The organism is bacterium (assembly GCA_016124905.1).
GTDB lineage: Bacteria > Pseudomonadota > Alphaproteobacteria > Rickettsiales > RI-342 > RI-342.
Window position 1 is genome coordinate 1 of record WGMV01000013.1, and the last position, 16,614, is coordinate 16,614.

A 16,614-nucleotide genomic window follows, 5' to 3' on the forward strand; every position below is an offset into this window, starting at 1 on the left:
AAGTGCGGCAAACATGGAAAGTTCAGCAAAATCCGCAAGCTGCCAGCTTGGCAGTGCGCCTGGTGCGGTCATCATGTCCACCCGATGGCAGGCACACCATTTGAGCACACTACAACGCCACTGCAAAAATGGTTTTATGCCATGTATCTGTTCACCACTTCACGCCATGGTGTTCCTGCTAAGGAGTTACAGCGCCAATTGAGCGTTACCTACAAGACGGCTTGGCGCATGGGACATGAGATTCGTAAGTATCTGGGTCAAGTTGACGGGGATGACGGGCTTTCTGGTCACGTAGAGATTGATGAAACCTTTATTGGTGGCAAGGGCGGTCACAAGGACAAGCACAAAAAAACCATTGTGATGGGTATGCTTCAGCGCAACGGGATGCTGATGACGAAGGTTGTGCCTGATTGCAAGAAAAGCTCTCTACTGCCTCATATACGCCAGAATATTGCGGCAGGTTCCCTGCTAAACACCGATGAGCATGTGTCCTATCGCCAACTAGCTAATGAGGGGTTCCAGCATGTGATGGTTGAGCATGGCAAGAAGCAGTATGTTAAGGGCATCCACCATGTGAACGGCCTGGAAAGTTTCTGGGGAATCCTCAAGCGTTCCATTAAGGGAACTTATATCCACGTATCGGAAAAGCACATGCCGAAATATCTGGCAGAATTTGAATACCGCCATAACATGCGGAAGCACACTGAATTTATGTTTGAACGGCTTTTGCTTTCATTCTAAGGCTAGAGCCATCTGGGTCTTGATAACCTCTATCATCGCGGTTCGTGAGACCGTTAATCGCACTCCCTCCCTATGGGCGGGGAGGCATACGCGCATGTTCAGGCGAAAGCCAAAGGCGTATGCGGTCTCTCGATGATAGGCTTATCAACTCCCCGTTCACCAGAGCCAGGGAGGGCTTATGAGAATCGTTACCGTTTTTCTTTCATGTGCAATACTAAGTGGGTGCGCCTTGGTAGAATCATCTCAAAATACCAAAATGGCTCAAGAGCAATACATCAAATGCCTGCAAGAAAACGCCAAGGTGGAGAAATGCGAAAACCTTAGAGCAATTTATCTGGTTAGACAGCAAGAGCTTGACCAGATAATGAATGCGTTGAAGCAAAACCCGCCCCCTCAGAATAATGAGCGTGATAGTCCAAGCCATTGGAATTATAATATGAACGGACAGTTCTATAGCTGTCAAAAGACAGGCAATACAGTTAATTGCTTTTAGGGGATTCGGATTCTGGCTTTGCCATGGCTTCAGCCAGCTTGTCAAACAACTCTTCATCGCCCGCAGACGGATGCTCTTTGCAGAATCGCTTGAGCTTATTCTGTTTACGGGCTTCTTCTAGGCTTAGGTATTTACCGATGCCCATTGATGAATTCTTTTAAGTCTGAACGACGTACCATCAGATTGTTCCATATGGGGCTATCGTCATTGCGCGTGACGGCCGTGCCATCAATTCGTAAGGTTCCATCAAATGTGCCATCTTCAAGCCGGGGTATTTCCTCGATAGCTTTTGATGGTGCGCGCGCGCCGTACAGGTTGTATCTGCTTGCCAACTCATCGGTGAAATGATGATCTGGGTTTTTGTCGTACCTGCTTTCTGCTAACGCGCCTGTTTTGGTGTGGCGCAACTCTTCGTAAGACTTAAGCGCAGCATCGTTTAATCGAACAAGAAACAATCGCATAATTATTCTTTCGAGGGGACTTAAAAACGCGTCAATGTCCCTCTTGAACATGTATAACAGTATGAATCCTAATGCGCAGCCAACGGCTACGCTTAGGCAGATGGATTGACCATCAGAAAGGGCCGGCTCCATCATATTTTCCATCCATTTCGTAAGATGGAAATAGCCGCATATTCCGCCACATAGAGCGGTAAAAAAGACGTTTTTAATGATATTTCTGATGCTAAACATCTAGCACAGATGTCATATTCTCTTTCAAGCGTCAACATATTACATACCTTCAGGGGATAATGTTGCGTTTTTGCAACAACTCCTGCATTTGCATCGCAAATGCAGGAGTTGTCTTTGGTTTTGATGTTCCCTGCTCTCCGTTGGTCGCAATGGAACAGTCGCTTGTGCGACGCTCTCGGCAGCGCACTTTACCTATGGATACCGAGTTGCATTAACCGAAAATTGTCAATCTCCGCCTAGGTTTGGCAGGATTCCCGAGGAGCGCCCCATGGCAGACGATGCCGAAAGACCGATAATCATCAAAAAAATCAAGAAAGGCGGCCACGGGCATCATGGTGGAGCCTGGAAGGTGGCTTATGCCGACTTCGTGACCGCGATGATGGCGTTCTTCCTGCTGTTGTGGCTGCTTTCAGCCACGACAGAAGAACAGAAAAAGGGCATTGCGGATTATTTTACCCCGACCATCGGCGTGGCCGGTGAAAAGGGTATCGGGATTGAGGGCGGCAAAACGCCCACCGAGGACGGGACATCGAAAAGCGACATGACGCCACCGGGCGTGGTGTTCGGCGCCCCGCCGACAGGGCCGATCGTCAAGGACCCTGAAGAGGTGAAAAAGGATTATGAGGCCGAAAGCGAAGCCATGAAAGAGCTGGAAACCCAGCTGAAGAACGCCATCAGCAAGGACCCTGGGCTGGGTAAGTTCCAGGATAACCTGTTGATTGAACAAACGCCGGAGGGGCTCCGCATCCAGCTGGTGGACCAGGACAAGAAGCCGATGTTTGAGGCGGGCAGCTATATCCTGACCAGTGACGCCAAGGAAATCCTCAAGGTGCTTTCACCCGTGCTTCAGCAAATGCCCAACCGTGTTTCCATCAGCGGGCATACGGATTCATCCAATTATGGGGTGAACAAGGCCTACACGAACTGGGAGCTTTCCGCCGACCGCGCCAATGCCACGCGGCGCTTCCTGATGAACCTCAACATGCCGACCAATAAAATCGTGGTGGTGAGCGGCAAGGCAGACATGGAACCGCTTTTACCGAACGACCGCGCCAACCCGCGCAACCGCCGCATCAGCCTGGTGCTGCTGCATAAAAATATCTATCCGTACGATGTGCCCGCCACGGAAGAATTGCTGGACCCCGCGCTTGGCAACGATAAGCCCGCGGCTGTGCCGGCAGAGGCCCCTGCCCCGGCCGGAGAAAAACCTGCTGATGAATCAGTCGTTCCGCAAAACGCGGAGGGGGCGAAGGGTGAGCAGCCTCCAGGTGAGACCAAGGCCGAGTAACACCGCCGTCAGCAGCGCAAAAAAGCCGGTGCCGAGCAACGTGGCAACACTCAGCTCAAACGGTGAACGCATGACCTCCGTCATCATGACCCAGGTAGCCAGACTGCCCAGCACCCATGCGGCCAGTACGGCGGATACGCCCGTGACGGTGAATTCGGTGGCCAGCATGGTGAGGATGCGGCGGCGCGTGGCGCCCAGCACCTTGAACATGGTGTGATCGAACATGCGGTTGGACTGGGTGGCGGCAATGGCGGTGGCCATCACGGCGATGCCCATGGCCGTGGCCACCAGCGCCACGGCCTGCACCACCTGGGCGATTTTCATTACCAGCGCGCTGGCATCCTGCAATGCTTCCTTCAGGCGCACCACGGGCACGCTCGGCATCGCGCCGGACATGGCGGTGAGGAAGGCGGCATCGGCATCCTCACCCCGTGTCTTCAGCGTGGCCATGTAGTTATGCGGCAGATGGCTGAGCGTGGTGGGGGAGAAGATGAGCGCAAAGTTCATGCGGTAATTGCGCCAGTTCACATCGCGGATGCTGGTCACCGTTGCCGTGATGGGCTGGCCCAGCACTTCCACCGTCAGTTGGTCGCCCGTTTTCAGGTGCATGCCCTTGGCGAGATCCTCCGTGATGGAAAGCTGCGGCGCGCCGTCGTAATCCTTCGGCCACCACGTGCCCTGCTTCACGGCGCTTTCGGGCGGGGGTTCATCGCTGAAGCTCAGCACACGGTCTCCCTGGATGGCCCAGTTCACCTCGGGTGTGATGTCGGCATGGGCGGCGTCCATGCCCTTGATGGCCGTGATGCGGCCGTGAATGGCGGGATAGGTGATGACCTGGCTGATGCCGGCGGTGTCCTTGCCGATGGATTCAAAGGCGGCGAGGTTTTCCTCGGGGATGTCGAGCACGAAATAGGTGGGCGCTTCCTCCGGCAGATCACCGCCGACCTGGCGCAGCATGTTATCCTTCATCAGCATGACGGCCACCAGCAAAGCGGTGCCCATGCCCAGCGAAAGAATGACGCTGGCGGTGGGCGCATGCGGGCGGGAGAGATTGGCCAGCGCATAGCGCCATTCCAGCCTGCCCTGCCGCGCCATGCGTGAAGCAAGCCAGCGGATGCCGGTGGCCAGCGCGGCTAACGCGACCATGCCGAGCGCGACGCCGCTGGCGAATACCAGCGTCAGCTTGATATCTCCCACCACCTTGCCCGCCAGCAGCGCCATGAGGCCAATGGCGGCGGCATAGCCGATGATGTGGAACAGCGTAACCGGCGCATCGCCACGGACGATGCCCGCACCGGCGCGGAATATCTGCGCGGGGCGGAACTGCGTGGCGCGGTAAAGCGGCCAGTAGCCGAAGGTGCAGGCCGTCAGCAGCGAAAATGACGCCACGGCGACCAGAAAGCCGGGCTTATATTTCCAGATGGGCGATATCGGCAATGCGCCCTCGAACATGGGCATGAAGAAGCCCGGTGCCAGACAGCCCGCAAGCATGCCGATGGAAACGGCCAGCGTGGCGGCGATCAGCAACTGGATGGCATAGGTCATGGCGATGACATTCATCGGCGTGCCAACGGATTTCAGGATGGCGATGTTGCTTTGACGGCGATCGAACCAGGCGGTGACGGCGTTGGCCACGCCCATGCCGCCAGTGACCAGCACCGCCAGGCCGACAAGGCCGATGTAGCGCTGCAGGCGGTCGAGCAGTTCCTTCAGGCGCGGCGCGGCATTGTGCCAGGTCTGCATCTTCCAGCCGCCCTTGGCGAAGAGGGTTTGCGCCCCGGCCACTGCGGCTTCGGCATTGGCAGGGTTTTCCAGCGCCACGCGGTAGCGGTAGGTCACGATCGAACCGGGGGCGATCAGCCCGCTGGCATCCAGCATGGCCTGGCTTGCCAGCACGCGCGGGCCGAGCAGATAGGTGTTGGTGACACGATCTGGCTCACGCGTGAGCACGGCGCGGATCATCACCACTTTCTCCCCGATGCGGAGGCGGTCACCGATATTGGCATTCATCACTTTCAGCAGATCGCGATCCACGGCGACGCCGAAATGGCCGTCGCGCTCGGCGAGGAGTTCATGAACCGGGGTAGCGGGTTCCAGTTGCACCGCGCCATTCAATGGGTAGGTCTCGTCCACGGCTTTCAGCTCGATCAGCCTGGTGGGGGGCGTGGCCTCCTTCGGCCCGTCCAGCAGGGTGGCCATGCTGCGCAGTTCCACTGTGTGCGACACACGGCCCTGTTTTTGCATCCATGCCAGTTCGTCGTCACGCGCGGCCTGGTAGGTGCGGCTGAGGCTGATATCGCCACCAAGCAGGGTGCGGCTGTCGGCTTCGATGCCGGTGAAGAGCGAATCCCTCACCACGCCGATGGCGGTGATGAGCGCCACGCCAAGCGCCATGGCCAGCAGCATCAGGCGCATGGATTTCATGCCGCCACGCGCCTCACGCAGGGCGAAGGCCGCAGCGATTTTAAGAAAAGGCGTTAGATCATGCGGCTTCATACATCGCCTCCGCGGCGGCGGAATCAAACAGCATGCCGTCCTGGATGATCACCTTGCGCTCGCAGGCATTGGCCAGGTGGACGTTGTGGGTGATGAGCACCAGCGTGGTGTTGTGCTGCTGCTGAAGATCCGAAAGCTGCTCGATCACCAGCGTGCCGGTGTCGAGATCGAGGTTGCCGGTGGGTTCGTCGGCCAACAGGATGGGCGGCTCGGCGGCGAAGGCGCGGGCCAGCGCGACGCGCTGCTGCTCACCGCCGGAAAGCTGGCTCGGGAAATGGTCGAAACGGCGATCGAGCCCGACGCGGGCGAGCAGCTCACTGGCGCGTTCGCGCGCATTGTCGCGGCCGAGGAGTTCGAGCGGGACAAGGACGTTTTCCAGCGCGGTCATGGTGGGGATGAGATGGAATTGCTGGAACACAATGCCCATGGCGCGCTGGCGGAACAGGGCCAGACGGTCCTCATTGGCGCCTACCATGTCCATGCCTGCCACAGTGACGGAGCCGGATGTGGGGCGCTCCAGACCGGCCATGATCATCATCAGCGAGGTTTTGCCGGAACCGGAAGGGCCGACCACGGCGAGCGTCTCGCCCCGTTTCACTTCCAGGTTCACACCGCGCAGAATGTTGACGGGCATGGATTTGCCCGGCATGGTGAGGTGTACGTCTTGCAGGCGAATGACGGGGTCCGTCAGGTCGAGCTCGATGGGGCCGGATTGTGCTGCGGAGAGACCACCTCCCCCCTTGGCCGAATTGACCATTGCACGCGCCTGTTGACGTATCGAGTCGAAACTTGCCATTGCCGTCCGCCGTTCTTTATTGTGGGGGGTAGTGAGCATATCGCGTCAAAAAGGATTTGGCTATGCGTCTTTCTAAGCTGTTTATTGTACTGTTTTTTTCGCTAGGCGGCATTTTTCCTGCCCTTGCGGAAGCCCCCGCGGCGGCCAGACCGGTTATCGTGGCATTTGGCGATAGTCTCTCGGCAGGCTACCGTTTGCCGCCGACGGATTCCTTTCCCGCGCAGCTTCAGGCTGCGCTGAATGCCGAGGGCATCGATGCGCGGGTGGTGAATATGGGCCTTTCGGGCGATACAACGGCGGGCGGCGTTCGGCGTCTGGAGAGCGCGCTGGCGCAAAAGCCGCAACTGGTGATCCTTGAGCTTGGCGCCAATGATGCGCTGCGCGGGCTGCCACCGGCGGAGGCAAAGAAAAACCTGGCAACCCTGCTGGAAGGCTTCAAAAAAGCCAATGTGCCGGTGATTCTGGCAGGCATGCGCGCACCGCGCAATCTGGGGCCGGATTATACGAAGCGGTTCGATGCCATGTATGAAGAACTGGCCGAGCAGTATGGCGCCAGGCTTTACCCGTTTTTTCTGGAAGGCGTGGCAATGAACCCCTCGCTGAACCTGGATGACGGACTGCACCCCAACCGGCAGGGCGTGGCCATCATCGTCAAAGGCATGGTGCCTCTGGTAAAAGGGCAGCTGAAACGGTAAGCGCCGTTAAAAACCCGGCTGGCCTAAAATACCGGCTGGGCCTTGGGTGCAGAGGAAGGCTGCGCATCCTGCGAAGCGGACGAAGAGGCGGTCGACGAGCTGCCGTTGGCGCGCTCTTCCAGACGGCCGATCAGGTAATCCAGGCCCTTGCGGGAAATGACGGAGGAGAATTCCGAACGCTGGGTGTTGATCTGGCTGACGCCCTCCACCACGATATCCATTACGCGCAGGCGGCCTTTAAGGCTGCCGACGCGGAACTGAAGCTGGATGTCGGATTCGCCCTTGCGATTGATGACGGCAAACACCGTGGAGGTTCCGTCCTGCTCCATACGGCTGTCGGTGATGTCGATCGTCTCACCGGTATATTCGTTGAAGCGGCGGGCGTAGGTTTTGATAATGTATGGTGCATAGGCTGTCATGTAGCGGCTGCGCTGCTCCGGCGTGGCGGTGCGCCAGTTGGCGCCGAGCACGAATTTGGCGAGCCAGTCCACATCCACATAGGTTTCCAGCACCGTGCGCAGCGAGCGCTCGCGCGCGTCAGAATCCAGACGTTTGTTGGCGATGATCTCGATCACCTCGTCGCCCAGGTGCTTTACCGTGTCGCGCGCTTTGGACTGGATGTCGGCGGCGGCATGGGCGGCAGGGGCATGCACGAGCATGGCGGGGCCTATAACCGTTGCGCAAAGCAGCAAAGCAGTGGCCGTGTTACGGACCATGGAACGAATGGATAGCATGGGTCGGCTCCGAAATCCTTAGTGGCAGCGGGGCGTGTTCGCCGGTTGCCAACCAATGGTGGTGGTGTTGATCTGCTTCACACGGTATTGCGTATAAGCACTGCGGTAGGTCGCATAGGGATCAAACGAGGTGCGGGCGACGTCGTCGGTGAAATCGAGATTACGCTCACGCGTATCGACAACCGTTGCACCGGCACGCACGTAGTTTACGGCTGGCTCAAGCCCCCAGGTGAAGGGGTTGGCGGCGATATCCAGCGCCAGGCCGAACGTATCGCGCAGGTTGGACGGGCCGATGATCGGCAGCACGATGTAGGGGCCGGGGCCGGAGCCGTAATGCCCGAAGGTCTGGCCGAAATCTTCCTTGCGGTATTTCAGGCCGGCATTGGTGCCGGCGAAATCAAACAGGCCACCGATGCCGAGCGTGGAATTGAGCACGAAGCGCCAGATGCTGGCGAACATGTGGTAGGTATCACCCTGAAGCAGGGCGTTGACGGCGTTAACCGGCTCGTTCAGGTTTTGCAGCGCATGGGTGACGCTTTCACGCGCAGGCTGCGGCACCACGTTGCGGTAACCCACGGCAACCGGGTGCAGAAGAATGGTGTCCACCACATCGTTGAAGCCCTGAATGGCGCGGTTGACCGGCTCGATCGGATCATAGACCTCGACATTCGCATCGGCGTAGGATTCGTCCATCCGGTCGCTGTCAGCGGGGGCGGAGGCAGCAGGCGCAGGAGCGGGCTTTGCCGCGCGCTTGACGGGGGCCGCAAATACATCCACCGGTGCGGCCGTGCCCACCAGCGCCACGCACATCACGGTTGCGAGAAGCGTTTTCATTCCTTGTTTAGCCGTCGTCATGCAGTCATTGCCCTCAAACATTGTTATGCCGAAACCCAATACCCGGTAACATTTAAACTAGCATTTACATAACCTTAACATGCGGTTAGCATTTTCGGTTAGTTCCTGCTTCCTGCCGGGTGCGCGGTTTCGGCACACATTTCCATGGGCGTGCCAATACATCGACTTACGGCAATTGCCAAGCGTTTAAAGCAAAAAACTCCGTTTGTTGATAGTGCTTTTGCCATTTGCGCCTAACTGGTTTATTTTTTATGGAGTTGTTGCAACAATACCACATCCACCTTGCGCAAAGAACAGGTTTTCATGCCCGATATTTCCCGGCTTATTTCGCACAATACCTCGCTGCCTCCCAAGGTTTCCTTCGAGTTTTTTCCTCCACAGAGCGACGAGATGCAGCGGCAGCTCTGGGGCTGCATTGAGCGGCTGGGCAGGCTGAACCCGAGTTTTGTTTCCGTGACTTACGGCGCGGGCGGCACCACGCGTGAGCGCACGCATGCCACCGTGGAGCGCATCATCCGCGAAACGCACCTGCAACCCGCGGCCCACCTCACTTGCGTGGGGGCGTCGAAAGAGGATATTCTGCATGTGGCGCGGCGCTACTGGCAGGCAGGCGTGCGGCATATTGTGGCCCTGCGGGGAGACCCGCCAGCAGGACCTGTCGGCAGCGGAAAATATACGCCCCACCCCGGCGGTTATGCCTATGCCGACCAGCTGGTTGCAGGGCTGAAATCGGTGGCGGATTTTCATGTGAGCGTGGCTGCCTACCCCGAAATCCACCCGGAAGCCCCCAGCGCGCAATTCGATATTGACCATTTGCGCCGAAAAGTGGACGCAGGTGCCGACAGCATCATCACGCAATATTTCTTCGATGTGGACATGTTCCTGCGCTTTATGGACAAGGTGCGCGCGGCAGGCATTTTCGTGCCGGTGATACCCGGCATCCTGCCGGTGACGAATGTGCAGCAGATGGTCAAGTTCAGCACCATGTGCGGCACCAAGGTTCCTGCCTGGATCACGGATATTTTCACAGGCCTTGATAATGACCCGACCACACGCCAGCTGGTGGCGGCGAGCATTGCCATTGAACAATGCCGTTTGCTCCAGCGCGCGGGCTATGACGCGCTGCATTTCTACACGCTCAACCGCGCCGAGCTGGTGCTGGCCATCTGCCATTTGCTGGGCATCCGCCCCGGCCATGAGGGGGCTGATGGACGGCGCATCGCTTAAACAGCTGCCGCCGCTGTGCAACAGCCATATCCGCATCGATGCGGAGGGTAATTGGTGGCATAACGGCACCGTGTTTGCACGGCCGGAGCTGGTGAGGCTTTTCTCGACGATTTTGAGAGAAGAACATGGCGATTACCTGCTGGTGACGCCCGTGGAGCGCTGCACGGTGGAGGTGGCGGACCTGCCCTTCATCGCCGTGGATGTGGAGCGTGCGAATGGCATCATCACCGCCATGCTGAATATCGGCGAAAAGGTGGAAATAGGCCCCGAACATACCTTGGGTTTCGATGACAAGGGCCCATGGGTTGCCCTGTGGCGCGGGCTGCGCGCGCGGCTTTCGCGCCCGGCCTATTACCGGCTGGCGGAATGGGCGGAGGAAACCCATGACGGCGGCAAAGGCGCGTGGTATGTCACCAGCCATGGCATGTCTTTCCGTTTGGACGAATGATGCGATTTCTGATTAAATTCTGGCCGGTGTGGATTCCGCTGATTGTGTATCTTCTGTGGCGCACGGCTGTGGTGAATGAGGCGAAGAAGCGTGGCGCCGAACCGCCACCCATCACGCGCGGGCCGATTTTCACCGCCATTTTCGCGACATTCGCCATGATCATTCTGTGCTTTTTAGCGCTGGGGTTTTCGGAAGAAGCCAATGATGCGCTGCCCGTGGTGCCGCACCTGAAAAATGGCGAGATCGTAGGGGGATAGAATGGGATTGTTTTCACGCAAGCGCGAAATCGTTTTGCCCCGCTTTTCTCCCGTGCCGGAATGGATGGGGCATGATTCGCTGAAGGCGCTGTTTGCTGCTTTTGCAGCGGAAGGGGAACAGCTTTGGTTCGTCGGCGGCTGTGTGCGCGACGGGCTGCTGGGATTGCCGGTGTCGGACATCGACATGGCCACCACCGTCCTGCCCGATGCGATGATGGAATTTTTGCCCAAACACGGCATCAAGGCGGTGGGAACGGGTGTTGCGCACGGCACGGTAACGGCGACCTTCGGCAAAGAACATGACCCCGTGCAGATCACCACGCTGCGGCAGGATACGGCCTGCGACGGCAGGCATGCGGATGTGGCGTTCGGCACCAGCGTGGACGAGGATGCCAAGCGGCGTGATTTCACCATCAACGCCATGTATGCAACAGCCGATGGCGAAATCATTGACCCCACCGGCGGGCTGCATGACCTGGAAAAACGGATGATCCGGTTCGTCGGCAATGCGGATGACCGGGTGCGGGAGGATGGGCTGCGCATGCTCCGCTTCTTCCGCTTCTGGAGCCGATTCGGCGAGCGTGTGCCGGACAAGATGGCCATGCGGGCCATCAAGCTGCATCACAAGATGGTCAACGCCCTTTCGGGAGAGCGCATTCGCGAGGAGATGGGCAAGCTGCTGCTGACGCAAAACGCGGTGCTGGCGCTGGACTGGATGAGCCAGGTAAAATTATGGGTGCCGATTTTCGGCATGAAGCAATTGTTTTTGCAGCGGCTGGTGAAACTGCAATCTCACCCATTAGCCCCGCGTGAATGGATTTTGTTCCTCACCGCCATTCTGCCGCGTGACAAGGAGCTTGGCGAATGGGTGGGCGAGCGCTGGAAACTGAGCCGCAAGGAACGCAACCTGCTGGCCGTATGGCAATCCCCCCTGCCCTCGCCGCGCATGGGCGATGCGGAACTGAAAATGCTGCTGCGCGCGCATGGACGTTACATCGTGCTGGGGCAGCTCTGGCTGCTTTGGGCGGATGGTGTGCTGCCCGCCAACCGGCTGCAATATCTGCTGGAAATTGCGCAGGGATGGGAAGCGCCGGTATTTCCGCTAACGGGCAAGGATTTACAGAAGCTTGGCTTCCGTGAAGGCAAGGAACTTGGCATTGCGCTGAAACAGCTTGAGACGAGCTGGGAAGCGGATGGCTATAGCCCCGACAAGAAAGCGCTGCTGGAAATGGCTAAGAAGATACTTGGTAAAGCTGCCTAATCAGGCAGGGCTGCCGAGAGCGTCGCGCCAGCGACTGTTCCATTGCGTAACAACGTGAAGCAGGGAACATCAAAATCCTCGGCATAATCAACCAGAATGGTTGATTATGCGAACGCTTCAGACATCTCCGACTTGCCGTCATTGACCTCCAGCGCGTAACCGGCGCTGCGCACGGTGCGAATGAGATCCGGCGCGCGGTCGTCAATGGAAAGGGCTTTGCGGAGACGGCGGATGTGCACGTCCACGGTGCGAAGCTCCACGTAAATGTCATGGCCCCAGACGGCATCGAGCAACTGTTCGCGCGAGAAGACGCGGCCGGGATGTTCCATCAGGAATTGCAGCAGGCGAAACTCGGTCGGACCGAGATGCACATCCTGCCCGCCACGCACCACGCGGTGGGCGGCAAGGTCCATGTTCACGTCGGCATAGCTGATGGTCTTCTCTGCCAAAGCGGGGCGGATGCGGCGGAAAACCGCACGGATGCGAGCCACCAGCTCGGTAGGAGAGAAGGGCTTGGTCATGTAATCATCCGCGCCGCAATCGAGGCCGCGGATCTTGTCTTCTTCCTCCCCGCGGGCGGAGAGCATGATGACGGGGATGTTCTTGGTCTGCTGGTTGCGGCGCAACTGGCGGCACACCTCAACGCCCGACATGGAGGGAAGCATCCAGTCCAGCACGATGACGTCGGGCATTTTCTCGGAGACCATGAGGAGCCCCTCTTCGCCGTCGCCCGCACTGTAGACGGTGAAACCATCCTGCTCGAGATTGTATTTGAGCATGGTGACGATGGCATCTTCGTCTTCAATCACCAGTACTTTGGGTTGCATAACCGCACCTGTTTGTAGTTTAACCTGTTGGCAGCACACCGAACCGAATAGAATGGGGCGGCTGCTCCGATTGCACCACCTTACCCGCAAACTACTAATAGCCAATTAACACAAAAGCTTCGAATATTTAGATATTGTTCACCAGATGGTCACCCATATACGCAGCTATGCATTGCAGGGTCTGGACGCGCTCCCGATCGACGTGCAGCTTCAGATAAGCCAGGGAATGCCTGCTTTTACCATTGTCGGCCTGCCGGACAAGGCCGTGGGCGAATCCCGCGAGCGGGTGCGCGCGGCATTGCAGAGCCTGGGGTTAAGTTTGCCGCCCAAGCGCATCACCATTAATTTGTCACCGGCGAATATTCAGAAGGAAGGCAGCCCTTTCGATTTACCGATTGCGGTGGGCATGCTGGTGGCGCTCGGGGCAATACCCGTGGAGGAAACGGCGGAGCTGGCCGTGATGGGCGAATTGACGCTGGATGGAAAAATCCTGCCCGTGCCGGGTGTGCTGCCCGCGGCGATGGCGGCGATGAACGAGGGGCTGGGACTGGTGTGCCCGGCGGCCAACGGATCCGAGGCGCGGTGGGCGGGGGAAATGCGGATTATTGCGGCAAGCGACCTGACCGCGCTCATCAACCACTTCAAAGGGACGCAGAGCATCGCGCAGCCTGCCCTGCCCCGTCAGGCGCCGCCGAATGTGGCGCGCGACATGAAGCATGTGCGCGGGCAGGAAGCGGCGCGGCGGGCGCTGGAGATCGCCGCGAGCGGACGGCATAACCTGCTGATGAGCGGACCGCCGGGCGTAGGGAAATCCATGCTGGCATCCTGCATGCCGGGCATCATGCCGCCGATGGACAGCCGGGATATTTTAGAACTCAGCATGATCGCCTCCATCGCGGGGTTGCTGGTGAATGGCGAATTGTCGGAGCAGCGGCCGTACCGTTCTCCTCACCATTCCAGCTCGATGGCCGCCATTATCGGCGGCGGGCGCAAGGCCTTGCCGGGAGAGATTTCGCTGGCGCATGGCGGTGTGCTGTTCCTCGATGAATTACCCGAATTTGCGCCACAGGTGCTGGAGTCGCTTCGTCAGCCGCTGGAGAATAAGAATGTGAGCATCGCCCGGGTGCAGGCACATGTAAGCTACCCGGCGAATTTTCAGCTGATCGCGGCAATGAACCCGTGCAAATGCGGCTATCTGGGCGTGGCGGGCAAGGCGTGCAGCGTGGCGCCGCGATGCGGGGAGCAATATACGGCAAAGCTTTCCGGCCCATTGCTCGACCGTATTGACGTGCATGTGGAGATGGCGGCGCAGGATACGCTGGATATGCTGAAAACGCCGGAGGGCGAGAGCTCCGCCACCATCGCCGCGCGCGTGGCGCGGACGTGGGAGATTCAGCGCATGCGCTACAAGGATATGCCGAATATTCGCAGCAACGCTGATTTGAATGACGATGCCCTGAAACAACATGCCAAACCCAGCGATGCGGCAGAGGCGCTGCTTCAGCAATCCATCGCGCGGCTGAAGCTTTCCATGCGGGCCTACACGCGGATGCTGCGCGTGGCGCGCACCATTGCCGATATGGAGGCAAGCCAGACCATTGAGGCGCACCATATGGCCGAGGCGCTCGGCTATCGCCGGATGTAATGGAACTGCCATAGAAGTACCTTATTTTTACGTGATAAAAGACAGGGATAGATAGATGGTGCTTGCTCAAACCGCCGTTGCAGATGCAGCCGTCAAGGCACGGCTTGCCCAGCTGGAGAAAATGGGGCTGAAAGTGATCGGCCCATGGACGCAGATGGTGCTGGAAGGCCGTGCGCGGCAGGCGGAGCAGCTTCCCCTTTTCGCCGGGCATAACCCGCTGGATATGGCCTTCAGCCTTTTGCAGGAGCAGGATGGCGATGCACTGGCGCGCGTGCTGGCTGTTATGCCGCAGGAGCAGGCCATGGCCGATGCGCCGGAAGAGAGATTGCGAGCCCTGCTGGCACGCTCGCCCAATGCGCATCTGGAAGGCAACTGGCTGGTGATCGATGAGTTCATCAAAGGGCCGGTTGCGCCGGATGAAGAGGATAAAAAACTGCCGGTTCCCGATGAGGCGATGAAAACCCTGCAACAGGGGTTGCAATTGCAGGCACGGGTGCAGGCATTGTCGGGCGGGCTGGCCATCGGCCAGGCGGCAAACACGGCGCGGCGCATCATGAACCCCGATCGTCTGCGCGAGCTTGTGGGCGATGAGCAGGCCCAGCTGCCAACGCACGGGTTTCTCGCCCAGCAATTGCAGAAGCAGGCGCGTTCGCAGCAGCAGACCGTGCAGCAGCAATTTTTGAAAGACCCTGAGATTCAAGAGATTTTCCAGGCGTCGCTGGATTCAGCCATGGAGCTGTACAGCATGTTCGCCGCCGCGGGTAACGAGGCGCAGGCCGCCAGCATGCTATCGCACGTTGCCGGGCTGCAGGACCAGCTCAACCGTATGAAAGACCAGCAGCAAGCGCGGATGAATTAACCGGCGCATGCTAACGATGGTTTAATCATTTCAGCGTCTTATGACGCGCATGTGTTCGATGGAAGTGACATTCTGGGGCGTGCGCGGCACGATTCCCACTCCCGGTGTGGATTTTGCGCGTTATGGCGGCAATACGTCGTGCGTATCGGTGAAATGCGGCGAACACTGGCTGGTGTTTGACGCGGGCACGGGCATCCATGCGCTGGGGCAGGCACATTCGGATATTTCAAATGTCGATATTTTCCTCTCCCACACGCATATCGACCATATCATGGGCTTTCCCTTCTTCCGCCCGCTTTACAACCCAACGGCGCGGGTTCGCCTGTGGGCGGGGCATTTGCGCGTGGGCAAATCGGCGGAGGTTTCGCCCACCATCCGCGGCGTGCTTTCCACCATCATGAGCCCGCCGATCTTTCCGCTGGTGATCGATGACCTGAAGGCGCATCTTTATTTCTATAATTTCCGCGCGGGCGAATCGCTGGAAGCCAAGCATCTGGTGGATCGCGGCATCCTTATCACCACGCACCTGCTGCATCACCCCGACCATGCCACCGCCTATCGCGTGGAATATGAAGGCAAGAGCGTGTGCTACGTGACGGATGTGGAGCATTCGCCGCCAGAGATAGACGACGCGCTGGTTGATTTTGTCGAGGGTTGCGACGTGCTGATTTACGACAGCACCTACAGCGAGGAGAATTACGAGGCGCATCGCGGCTGGGGGCATTCCACCTGGGAAGAAGCCTTGCGGATTGCCGAAGCGGCCAAAGTGAAACAGCTTGCGCTGTTCCATCACGACCCCGCCCTGAACGATGAAGCGCTGGATGCGCGCGCCAAAAAGCTCGCCACGCGAACCAAAGCGGCGTTCGTTGCCAAAGAAGGCATGGTGCTGGAGCTATGAGCCTTCAGCCGCTTTATGTTTGCGCGTACCTGATCGTCATCAATCTGGTCACGTTTGCATCCTACAGGATGGACAAACGCAAGGCGGCCAACGGGCAGCGGCGCATTTCGGAAAGCGCATTGCTGGTGCTGGCGCTGCTTGGCGGAAGCCCGCTCGCGTGGTTTGCGCAGAGGCATTTTCGGCATAAGACGAAAAAATCGTCGTTCCGCGTGCGCTTCTGGCTGATCGTCATCGTGCAAATAGCGGTGGGCGCGGTGCTGCTCATCAAGCTCAATGGCTGGGACCAGCTTCCCTGACCATGTGCATGGTCAGGTAGTTGACTTTTGCTGGCTCGCGATGCTCGCTATCACGCGCCAATTATGGCGCGGGGCCTCAATGGCCCAGTCGCTGCGCTCCGGTAAT

At 58.6% G+C, this 16,614-nt stretch carries 17 protein-coding genes; 11 read left to right on the forward strand and 6 right to left on the reverse strand.

The window, feature by feature from the left end; translation table 11 throughout:
* On the forward strand, positions 1-741 hold a 741-nt coding region (locus GC177_04610; protein MBI1275235.1), incomplete at its 5' end, for an IS1595 family transposase.
* A gap of 624 nt (positions 742-1,365) precedes the next feature.
* Here the strand turns inward: GC177_04610 and GC177_04615 are convergent.
* On the reverse strand, positions 1,366-1,830 hold the full coding sequence (locus tag GC177_04615) for a hypothetical protein (protein MBI1275236.1): 465 nt from the start codon (positions 1,828-1,830) through the stop codon (positions 1,366-1,368).
* A 364-nt stretch (positions 1,831-2,194) separates the two neighbouring features.
* Between GC177_04615 and motB the strand changes: the two genes are divergently transcribed.
* A complete protein-coding gene (gene motB, locus GC177_04620; GenBank protein MBI1275237.1) occupies positions 2,195-3,214 on the forward strand; it encodes a flagellar motor protein MotB in 1,020 nt (339 codons plus the stop codon).
* On the opposite strand, the gene GC177_04625 is transcribed toward motB, so the two are convergent.
* Positions 3,146-5,710: an FtsX-like permease family protein gene (locus GC177_04625; protein ID MBI1275238.1), complete on the reverse strand. Its 2,565-nt coding sequence runs from the start codon at positions 5,708-5,710 to the stop codon at positions 3,146-3,148. The two genes, motB and GC177_04625, sit on opposite strands and share 69 nt — an antisense overlap.
* Positions 5,697-6,467 (reverse strand): ATP-binding cassette domain-containing protein, encoded by a 771-nt coding sequence (locus GC177_04630; protein MBI1275239.1) that lies wholly within the window; start codon positions 6,465-6,467, stop codon positions 5,697-5,699. Before GC177_04630 ends, GC177_04625 begins: the two co-directional genes overlap by 14 nt.
* 101 nt (positions 6,468-6,568) lie before the next feature.
* Between GC177_04630 and GC177_04635 the strand changes: the two genes are divergently transcribed.
* On the forward strand, positions 6,569-7,201 hold the full coding sequence (locus GC177_04635; GenBank protein MBI1275240.1) for an arylesterase: 633 nt from the start codon (positions 6,569-6,571) through the stop codon (positions 7,199-7,201).
* Between the two features lie 23 nt (positions 7,202-7,224).
* On the opposite strand, the gene GC177_04640 is transcribed toward GC177_04635, so the two are convergent.
* Together GC177_04640 and GC177_04645 are read right to left on the reverse strand one after the other, a co-directional pair.
* Positions 7,225-7,935, reverse strand: coding sequence for a hypothetical protein (locus GC177_04640; protein ID MBI1275241.1), 711 nt, complete (start codon positions 7,933-7,935; stop codon positions 7,225-7,227).
* Between the two features lie 18 nt (positions 7,936-7,953).
* Entirely contained in the window at positions 7,954-8,811 is an 858-nt protein-coding gene (locus tag GC177_04645; GenBank protein ID MBI1275242.1) for a VacJ family lipoprotein, read from the reverse strand.
* Positions 8,812-9,093: 282 nt separating this feature from the next.
* Here GC177_04645 and metF point away from each other — a divergent pair, with 282 nt between their 5' ends.
* From metF to GC177_04665, 4 genes are read left to right on the forward strand one after another with little or no spacing between them, the layout of a single operon-like run.
* Positions 9,094-10,017, forward strand: a complete 924-nt coding sequence (metF, locus tag GC177_04650) for a methylenetetrahydrofolate reductase [NAD(P)H] (GenBank protein MBI1275243.1) — start codon at positions 9,094-9,096, stop codon at positions 10,015-10,017.
* Complete coding sequence (locus GC177_04655; GenBank protein MBI1275244.1) at positions 9,905-10,465, forward strand: DUF1285 domain-containing protein; 561 nt, start codon at positions 9,905-9,907, stop codon at positions 10,463-10,465. Before metF ends, GC177_04655 begins: the two co-directional genes overlap by 113 nt.
* Positions 10,462-10,722, forward strand: a complete 261-nt coding sequence (locus GC177_04660; protein MBI1275245.1) for a hypothetical protein — start codon at positions 10,462-10,464, stop codon at positions 10,720-10,722. Before GC177_04655 ends, GC177_04660 begins: the two co-directional genes overlap by 4 nt.
* A 1-nt stretch (position 10,723) precedes the next feature.
* The gene (locus GC177_04665; GenBank protein MBI1275246.1) at positions 10,724-11,983 is read left to right on the forward strand and encodes a CCA tRNA nucleotidyltransferase; all 1,260 of its coding nucleotides are present in this window, start codon (positions 10,724-10,726) and stop codon (positions 11,981-11,983) included.
* Positions 11,984-12,087: 104 nt separating this feature from the next.
* On the opposite strand, the gene phoB is transcribed toward GC177_04665, so the two are convergent.
* Positions 12,088-12,810, reverse strand: coding sequence for a phosphate regulon transcriptional regulatory protein PhoB (gene phoB, locus GC177_04670; protein MBI1275247.1), 723 nt, complete (start codon positions 12,808-12,810; stop codon positions 12,088-12,090).
* A 145-nt stretch (positions 12,811-12,955) separates the two neighbouring features.
* On the opposite strand from phoB, the gene GC177_04675 reads away from it, so the two are divergent.
* Genes GC177_04675 through GC177_04690 form a run of 4 tightly spaced genes read left to right on the forward strand, consistent with a single transcriptional unit; the run spans position 12,956 to position 16,508 of the window.
* Complete coding sequence (locus GC177_04675) at positions 12,956-14,455, forward strand: YifB family Mg chelatase-like AAA ATPase (GenBank protein MBI1275248.1); 1,500 nt, start codon at positions 12,956-12,958, stop codon at positions 14,453-14,455.
* 55 nt (positions 14,456-14,510) lie between these two features.
* Entirely contained in the window at positions 14,511-15,314 is an 804-nt protein-coding gene (locus tag GC177_04680) for a hypothetical protein (GenBank protein MBI1275249.1), read from the forward strand.
* Positions 15,315-15,354: 40 nt separating this feature from the next.
* A complete protein-coding gene (locus tag GC177_04685; protein ID MBI1275250.1) occupies positions 15,355-16,212 on the forward strand; it encodes an MBL fold metallo-hydrolase in 858 nt (285 codons plus the stop codon).
* Positions 16,209-16,508, forward strand: a complete 300-nt coding sequence (locus tag GC177_04690) for a DUF1294 domain-containing protein (protein ID MBI1275251.1) — start codon at positions 16,209-16,211, stop codon at positions 16,506-16,508. Before GC177_04685 ends, GC177_04690 begins: the two co-directional genes overlap by 4 nt.
* Positions 16,509-16,614 lie beyond the last annotated feature (106 nt).

Coding starts and splice junctions, on each gene's coding strand:
- GC177_04640 (MBI1275241.1), bottom strand. CDS start 7,935: ATGCTATCCATTCGTTCCATGGTCCGTAACACGGCCACTGCTTTGCTG.
- phoB (MBI1275247.1), bottom strand. CDS start 12,810: ATGCAACCCAAAGTACTGGTGATTGAAGACGAAGATGCCATCGTCACC.
- GC177_04615 (MBI1275236.1), bottom strand. CDS start 1,830: ATGATGGAGCCGGCCCTTTCTGATGGTCAATCCATCTGCCTAAGCGTA.
- GC177_04690 (MBI1275251.1), top strand. CDS start 16,209: ATGAGCCTTCAGCCGCTTTATGTTTGCGCGTACCTGATCGTCATCAAT.
- GC177_04625 (MBI1275238.1), bottom strand. CDS start 5,710: ATGAAGCCGCATGATCTAACGCCTTTTCTTAAAATCGCTGCGGCCTTC.
- GC177_04680 (MBI1275249.1), top strand. CDS start 14,511: ATGGTGCTTGCTCAAACCGCCGTTGCAGATGCAGCCGTCAAGGCACGG.
- GC177_04675 (MBI1275248.1), top strand. CDS start 12,956: ATGGTCACCCATATACGCAGCTATGCATTGCAGGGTCTGGACGCGCTC.
- GC177_04660 (MBI1275245.1), top strand. CDS start 10,462: ATGATGCGATTTCTGATTAAATTCTGGCCGGTGTGGATTCCGCTGATT.
- motB (MBI1275237.1), top strand. CDS start 2,195: ATGGCAGACGATGCCGAAAGACCGATAATCATCAAAAAAATCAAGAAA.
- GC177_04665 (MBI1275246.1), top strand. CDS start 10,724: ATGGGATTGTTTTCACGCAAGCGCGAAATCGTTTTGCCCCGCTTTTCT.
- GC177_04655 (MBI1275244.1), top strand. CDS start 9,905: ATGACGCGCTGCATTTCTACACGCTCAACCGCGCCGAGCTGGTGCTGG.
- GC177_04685 (MBI1275250.1), top strand. CDS start 15,355: ATGACGCGCATGTGTTCGATGGAAGTGACATTCTGGGGCGTGCGCGGC.
- GC177_04635 (MBI1275240.1), top strand. CDS start 6,569: ATGCGTCTTTCTAAGCTGTTTATTGTACTGTTTTTTTCGCTAGGCGGC.
- GC177_04630 (MBI1275239.1), bottom strand. CDS start 6,467: ATGGTCAATTCGGCCAAGGGGGGAGGTGGTCTCTCCGCAGCACAATCC.
- GC177_04645 (MBI1275242.1), bottom strand. CDS start 8,811: ATGTTTGAGGGCAATGACTGCATGACGACGGCTAAACAAGGAATGAAA.
- metF (MBI1275243.1), top strand. CDS start 9,094: ATGCCCGATATTTCCCGGCTTATTTCGCACAATACCTCGCTGCCTCCC.